At 69.4% G+C, this 6,377-nt stretch carries 7 protein-coding genes; 5 read left to right on the top strand and 2 right to left on the bottom strand.

Translation table 11 applies throughout. The features are described 5' to 3' along the window. Positions 1-152: 152 nt before the first annotated feature. The 3 genes from ACFPZ3_RS67940 to ACFPZ3_RS67930 all read left to right on the top strand — a co-directional run bounded on the left by ACFPZ3_RS67940 (position 153) and on the right by ACFPZ3_RS67930 (position 4,139). Complete coding sequence (locus ACFPZ3_RS67940; RefSeq protein WP_379524948.1) at positions 153-1,034, top strand: hypothetical protein; 882 nt, start codon at positions 153-155, stop codon at positions 1,032-1,034. Positions 1,035-1,195: 161 nt separating this feature from the next. Continuing rightward, on the top strand, positions 1,196-2,791 hold the full coding sequence (locus ACFPZ3_RS67935; RefSeq protein ID WP_379524947.1) for an alpha/beta fold hydrolase: 1,596 nt from the start codon (positions 1,196-1,198) through the stop codon (positions 2,789-2,791). Positions 2,792-3,086: 295 nt separating this feature from the next. Continuing rightward, positions 3,087-4,139: a TerC/Alx family metal homeostasis membrane protein gene (locus tag ACFPZ3_RS67930; protein WP_379524946.1), complete on the top strand. Its 1,053-nt coding sequence runs from the start codon at positions 3,087-3,089 to the stop codon at positions 4,137-4,139. A 40-nt stretch (positions 4,140-4,179) separates the two neighbouring features. Here the strand turns inward: ACFPZ3_RS67930 and ACFPZ3_RS67925 are convergent, their stop codons facing one another. Further along, the gene (locus tag ACFPZ3_RS67925; protein WP_379524945.1) at positions 4,180-4,827 is read right to left on the bottom strand and encodes an NUDIX hydrolase; all 648 of its coding nucleotides are present in this window, start codon (positions 4,825-4,827) and stop codon (positions 4,180-4,182) included. Positions 4,828-5,014: 187 nt separating this feature from the next. Between ACFPZ3_RS67925 and ACFPZ3_RS67920 the strand changes: the two genes are divergently transcribed. Both ACFPZ3_RS67920 and ACFPZ3_RS67915 read left to right on the top strand, forming a co-directional pair. Next, positions 5,015-5,677, top strand: a complete 663-nt coding sequence (locus ACFPZ3_RS67920) for an RNA polymerase sigma factor (protein WP_379524944.1) — start codon at positions 5,015-5,017, stop codon at positions 5,675-5,677. Between the two features lie 78 nt (positions 5,678-5,755). Beyond that, positions 5,756-5,995: an anti-sigma factor family protein gene (locus ACFPZ3_RS67915; protein WP_379524943.1), complete on the top strand. Its 240-nt coding sequence runs from the start codon at positions 5,756-5,758 to the stop codon at positions 5,993-5,995. Here the strand turns inward: ACFPZ3_RS67915 and ACFPZ3_RS67910 are convergent. After that, positions 5,992-6,282: an anti-sigma factor family protein gene (locus ACFPZ3_RS67910; RefSeq protein WP_379524942.1), complete on the bottom strand. Its 291-nt coding sequence runs from the start codon at positions 6,280-6,282 to the stop codon at positions 5,992-5,994. The two genes, ACFPZ3_RS67915 and ACFPZ3_RS67910, sit on opposite strands and share 4 nt — an antisense overlap. Positions 6,283-6,377: the final 95 nt, after the last annotated feature.

Here is a 6,377-nt window from a genome sequence, read left to right as displayed (position 1 = left end):
CGCTACGACCTGTACCGCATCTACGACAACGAGTGGTGGCACTTCGAACACCGCCCGGAATACCACGGCACGCCACCACCCCGACGACCCCACCCCGGCGCGGGCCGCTTCATCGAGAGCAGGAACCCAGAGGGCCCCAATCCGTGGCGGATGTGATCGTAGACCCCGAAGTACCGCCGCAGGACGCCCAGGTGCTCAGAAAGAGCGGCCGCGTTCTGATCAAGATGCGCCAGGGATGGGCCCCCAAGCTGTGGCGACCATCCTCCGGCCTGCACTACTGGATGCTGGCGGCGTTCGGGCCGGCGGCCTCCTTCGGCATGCTGCTGGGCCTCGGCCTCATGAGCCCGGGGCTTGCCGTGCTGCTGCTCACGCTGCTCGGCATCCCCTTGGCGATGTTGCTGCTCGACCGCAAGGGCCTTTCCAAGGACGAGGCGGATGAGTACAGGTTCGAGCGGGAGGCGTTCGCGCAGCTTCGCTGGTACGAGGGCCGCTACGTGCTCATCGACGACCTCGACGAGCCCGCCGCCAGGCTCCTGGCCCGCGCCCAGCGCGCGATCGCCACCGTGACCGGCTCCCGGGTCAACGCCGAGGGCCTGCTAGACGACGTGCGCAACGCGGTGATACTGCCCGCGCAGGAGTGGGAGATCGCCCGCCTGCTGGCCAAGCTGTCGGCCCTGCGCACCGAGCACAGGGAGACCGTCTCGCAGGGGCTCACGCCCGAGGCAGCGGCCGTGGCCGAACCCTTGACGCGGGCGCTCGACAGCAGCGAGGCAGCGGTGCTGGCCAGGGTCGAGGCGCTGGAGGGGTACGCGGCCAGCGTCGCCGACGCCGAGCGCGCGTACGTGGCCTACCACCAGATCGAGGAGCTGCGGGGCCGGGTGCACCAGTACGAGGATCTGGTGGCCGAGACGGGGGCCGACACGTTCGCTGTGCCCGAGCTGGAGCGCCTGGCCGCCGACGCCGGCGAGCTGGAGCGGGCTTTGCGGCGAAGCGTGAGCACCGCCCACGAGGCCATGCGTCGGTTCCGCCCGTGAGCTGGTCGGATCGCGGGCCGCTGCGACGTCAAGCGCGGTCCCCATGTCAATCCCGGTCAATCCCGGGCTGTCGTCCTGTTACATTCGAGCGTCAGAAGATCGAAAAGAGGCAGGCATCAACGATCCTGCTGCGGTAAAGGACTGTCGCCACGGTCTGGGGGGTGTCGACGTTCGACGAGCCTCTGGTCCTGCCCTGCGCGGCCGGCAGACGCAGCGAGGTCGAGGCCGGTCGTGTGCCGTGTGAGCGGCCCGGTCTGCCGATCGACGATTGGAGCAATGTGCGGAGAAGATTTCCCAAGCTCGCCACCGCCTTCGTGGTGATGGCGGCCCTTTTACCCCTCTCGATGACCGGGGCGGCCAACGCCGAGCAAGGCGTTAAGGGCGCGATCGCCTGGGGGCCGTGTGAGGAGGAGCCCACCGTCGAGTGCGGCACGCTGGCCGTCCCCATCGACTGGTCCAAGCCGGACGGGCCCGCTGTCGAGCTGGTCCTCGCCCGGCGCAAGGCCACCGACCCCGCGGCCCGGATCGGATCCCTGCTGACCAACCCGGGTGGCCCCGGCAACTCCGGCGTGAACGACATCCTGCGCCCTTCCGGCTTCAGCGAGGAGGTCCAGCGGCGCTTCGACATCGTCAGCTACGACCCCCGAGGTGTCGCCCGCAGCGGCTCGATCACCTGCTCGGCTTCGGTGTACAACGAGATGCCGAGCCCGGTCATGACCAGCCAGGCCGACTACGACAAGTGGGTCGCCTTCGACCAGAAGCTGCGCGCGGACTGCCGGGCGCGCACCGGCCCTCTCTACGACCACGTCGACTCGGTCAACGTGGCGCGTGACATGAACGCCATCCGCGCCGCCCTCGGCGAGGACAAGCTCACCTCCTACGGGGTCTCCTACGGCACGCTGGCCCAGCAGATGTACGCCGAGCTGTTCCCGAACCGGGTCCGGGCCATGGTGCTGGACGGCAACATGGACCACAGCCTCAACGTCAAGGCGTTCCAGGTGACCGAGGCGGCCGGCGTCGAGGACGCCTTCTCCGAGTTCGTCGCCTGGTGCGATCGCGACACCGACTGCGTTCTGCACGGGCGCGACGTCCGGGCGCTGTGGAAGGGGCTCGTCGCCAAGGCGGACCGCGGCGAGCTGTACTGGCCGGGCGAGACCGACCGTGCGGTGAGCGCCCACAATCTCCTCTGGCTGGGTGTGGTGCTCAACGAGGCGCCCGACTGGGCGCTGGAGGCGCAGGTGCTCCTCGCCCTGGACGGCGGGCCGGTGCCGGACGACATGCCGGGCCCTCCCGGCAACGGCCCCGTGGACGGGGAGACCGCTGAGCTTCCGACGGCGATCCTCTGCCAGGACTTCAACCTGAAGGTACGGGACTACGCCGAGTACGCCGATGTGATGCGCAGCTCCAACGCTGTGGCTCCGACCATGCGGTACAACCCGATGCCGATGGGCGACATGCCGATCTGCCAGAGCGGCCCCGTCACCAACCCGCAGCACCGGCTGCGGTACACGGGCAGCGCTCCACTGCTGGTCGCCACCTCCCTGCACGACCCGGACACACCGTACATGTGGTCGGCCAACGTGGCCCGCCAGCTCGGCTCCAAGGCCGCGCTGCTCACCTACGAGGGCTGGGGCCACGGCGTCTACGGCATGACCCAGTGCACCACGGAGGCGATGGACAACTACCTGATCTCGCTGACCGTGCCCGCGCAGGGCGCCCGCTGCCCCGCGGAGGAGCCCGAGGCCAAGAGGAAGTAGATCTTCCCTGTCGCCGCCAGGCGATGAGCCGGTCCTCGACCGGGTACTGCCGGCTTCGATCACGGGTGTTCCGACGCCCGCCGAAGCGGCAGTACCCAGGTCGGGGGCCGGTTTCGCGGTGTTTCAGATGCTGGGGCTGGAGGTATGTCCGGGTTTCATCTAGTCTGAACGCTGCGAGGGGAGTACTTCGCAAGAGCCGACCCGGTCAGTACGGACGTCCCGCGCGTCCCCGGGCGGCTGCCCGCATGGGTGAAGGAGACCTCGAACGGATAAGTGCGTTCGAGGGAGGTTTCCCATGTCCGCGGGGACGTTTTCGTATGCCATAGAGCTGCGTAGCATCGCTTCACCAACCCTCTGGCTGGTCACGGTGGCGGCTCTGGTGCTGCTGCTGTCGCTGGACCTGCTGCTCACCCGCCGCTCGCGTGCGGAGCGGATGGGCGCGGCGGTCGGCTGGTCGGTCTTCTACCTGCTGCTGCCCATGATCTTCGGCGCCTATCTCTGGGCCGGGTACGGGGGTGGCGTGGCGGTCGAGTTCTTCACCGGGTTCGTGGTGGAGAAGTCGCTGTCGGTGGACAACCTGTTCGTGTTCATGCTGCTGCTGGCGGCGTTCGCGGTGCCGTCGGCGCTGGCCAGGCAGGTGCTGCTGTACGGCATCGTCGGAGCCCTGGTCCTGCGCGCGATCTTCATCCTGCTCGGGGCCGCCGCGCTCCAGAGCGGCACGTGGGCGTTCCTGCTGTTCGGCGGGATCCTCATCGTCACAGCGGGGAAGATCCTCAAGGACGTGCTGGGCGGGCACCAGCAGGAGGTGGACATCTCTTCCATGCGCACGGTCCGCCTGGTACGCCGCTTCGTCCCGGTCACCGAGGACTACCGCGGCTCCCGCCTGGCCGTACGCGAGAAGGGGCGGCTGGCGCTCACCCCGCTGGCGCTGGCGGCGGTGGCGATCCTGGCCACGGACATCGTCTTCGCCGTGGACTCGGTGCCCGCCGTCTACGGGGTCACGGACGACCCGTTCCTCGTCTTCGCCACCAACGCCTTCGCCCTGCTGGGCCTGCGGGCGCTGTACTTCGTGCTCCAGGGCGTGCTCGCCAAGCTCCGCCACCTCAACCACGGCCTCAGCGTCATCCTGGCCTTCATCGGCGCCAAGCTGATCCTCCACTGGGCACACGGCATCTGGCCCGGGGTTCCGGAGATCCCGACGCTCGCCTCGCTCGGCGTCATCGTGGTGGTCCTGGCCGTCGTCACGACCACCAGCCTGCTCGCCAACCGCCGCGACCGCCTTCGTGGCGCCGCGGTGGAGGAGGGTGTTCGCGACCCGGTTCAGGAACCGGCGGGCGAGCAGCACTGACGCCGTCCCCGTCAGCGCCCGGGCGGTCCGCTACCCATTGTCAGTGGGCCGCGCGGGCCTGGAGGAGGTCGGCCAGGAAGTGCAGCAGGGCCGCCGACGTGGTGGCCGAGGTGATGGCCTGCTCCTCGATCAGCCCTTGGATCCGCAACATCGGCACCCACTCGGCCCGACCACGCTCCAAGTCACCGCCCGCAGCATCACCGCCCGAAGCGTCACCGCTCGCGGCATCTCCGCCTGGAGAGCTGTCGCCCCGGGCGTCACGGCCCGTGGCGGTGCCGTCCGGGGCGGCGCCGTCCGCGCCGCCCTCACCGATGTCGGTGGGCTGGTGGGCGGCGAAGATGAGGTGGTCGCAGTCGGCGACGTCTCCGGCGGGCCGCGTCCGGATCAGGGGCAGCAGCGGCCCCGCCCGCCACCCCGTCTGCTCCTCCACATGCCGCGCCGCCGCCTCCTCGGGCGACTCGCCGGCACCGATGTCGCCGAGCGGAATCTCCCATCCCCACGTGTCGGTGATGGGACGGTGACGCCACAGTAGTAGCACCCGTCCGCCATGGAAGACCACCGCCCCGGCGGCCCGCGGCGCGCGGATGAAGGGCCGCTCCACACGCTCTCCGCCGGTCAGCTCGACGTCCGCGACGCGGAGATCGACCCCGTTCGCCGCGTAGAGCAGCCTTTCCGACCGCCGCCGCATGGAATGCTCCTCACCCATTTGCCCGGACTTGTCCCTCCGGTAACCGGCTGGACCGCTCTCCTGAGAATACGCACTGGAATAGTCATGCCCGGGCGGCCCCGGGGAAACGTCAGTGGAGAAGATTAACGTGGGCGGTGCCGTCCCACGGTGGGGCGGCGCCGTGCTTCGGCTCGGCTCCGGAGGTGAGATGTCCCAGCGTTCGACCGGAGGGGAAGCGATCGTGGGGTCTTTCGCGGGCGGAGGGTTGCCCCCGGACGACGTCGTCGTCGCGGGGCTGCGCGCCGGCGACGAGGCGATGTTCGCGGCGCTGCTCGACACCTGGTCGAGAGGCATGCTGCGGGTCGCCAGAACCTATGTGTCCACCGACCACTCCGCGGAGGAGGTCGTCCAGGACACCTGGCTGGCGGTGATCGGCGCCATCGACGGTTTCGAGGGGCGGTCGTCGGTCAAGACGTGGGTTTACCGCATCTTGGTCAACACCGCGAAGAAACGTGGCGTTCGGGAGAGCCGCACACTGCCGTGGAGCGCGTTCGAGCAGGACGGCGCCCAGTTCCAGGACTTCGGCCTGACGCCGGCCGGCTGGAGCGATCCCGCCGCGGTCTGGCCGACGCCCGAGGGCGAGGCGCTGGCCGCGGAGGTGCGCACGCTGATCGCCGACGCCCTGGCCCGGCTGCCTCCGCGGCAGCGGGTCGTGATCGCTCTGCGTGACGTGGAGGGGTGCACTTCCGAGGAAGTCTGCGAGATCCTGGAGATCTCCGCGGCCAACCAGCGGGTGCTGCTGCATCGTGCTCGCACAGCCGTACGCGGCTGGCTGGCGGACTACTACGAGTCCGTCAAACAGCCGGAATAAACTCGCGGCCCCACCCGGTCCGTCGAGCGGCGACAATAAGTGAAACGGTTCATCTCAGAGACAAGGGCGGTTTACGTCGTGAAGCGGTTCACCTGCGACGAACTGGTGGAACTCCTCACCGCCTACCTTGAAGACGTCCTCGACCAGCCATCCCGTGATGGCGTACACGCGCATTTGTCCTGCTGTGAGGGGTGCGAGCGCTACTTCGGGCAGTTCCGCGCCACCATCAGGGCCCTGGGCGACCAGCCCCCGGAGAAGTTGTCCGCCGGCGTGCGCGACCGCCTCATGTCCGCCTTCCGCGAACGACGCCAGACCTAGCCGCGTCCCCGGCAGCCTCCACCGGCCCCGGCGGCATTGGGCCGTCCCTGGCGGCTCCCCGCGAAACTCTCCCGCAGCGCGGCCAGCACCGGCGGCGGGATGACACCCTCACGAAGGCAGCCCAGGGCCGCGATCGTCGCGAGAACCTGCGTCAGCCAGGCCGAACAGCCCGGACACACGTCCAGATGCCCCGCGACGTCCCGATGCCCCTCGGCCGGGAGCGCGTCCTCCAGATAGTCCGTGAGCAGCGCGATCACCTCGTCGCAGCTCACCTTCGCCTGCCCCATGTGAACTAGTGCCCGCGACGTCTCATCCGTTACACGCAAATTTTTCTGTAACGTTCGCGCCCCTCGCGTCTCTGTAGCTCCGTACGGCGGAAGGG

This window comes from Nonomuraea insulae, assembly GCF_042656245.1.
Note: the sequence above shows the minus strand (reverse complement) of the source record. Positions and strands in the feature narration are given on the sequence as shown.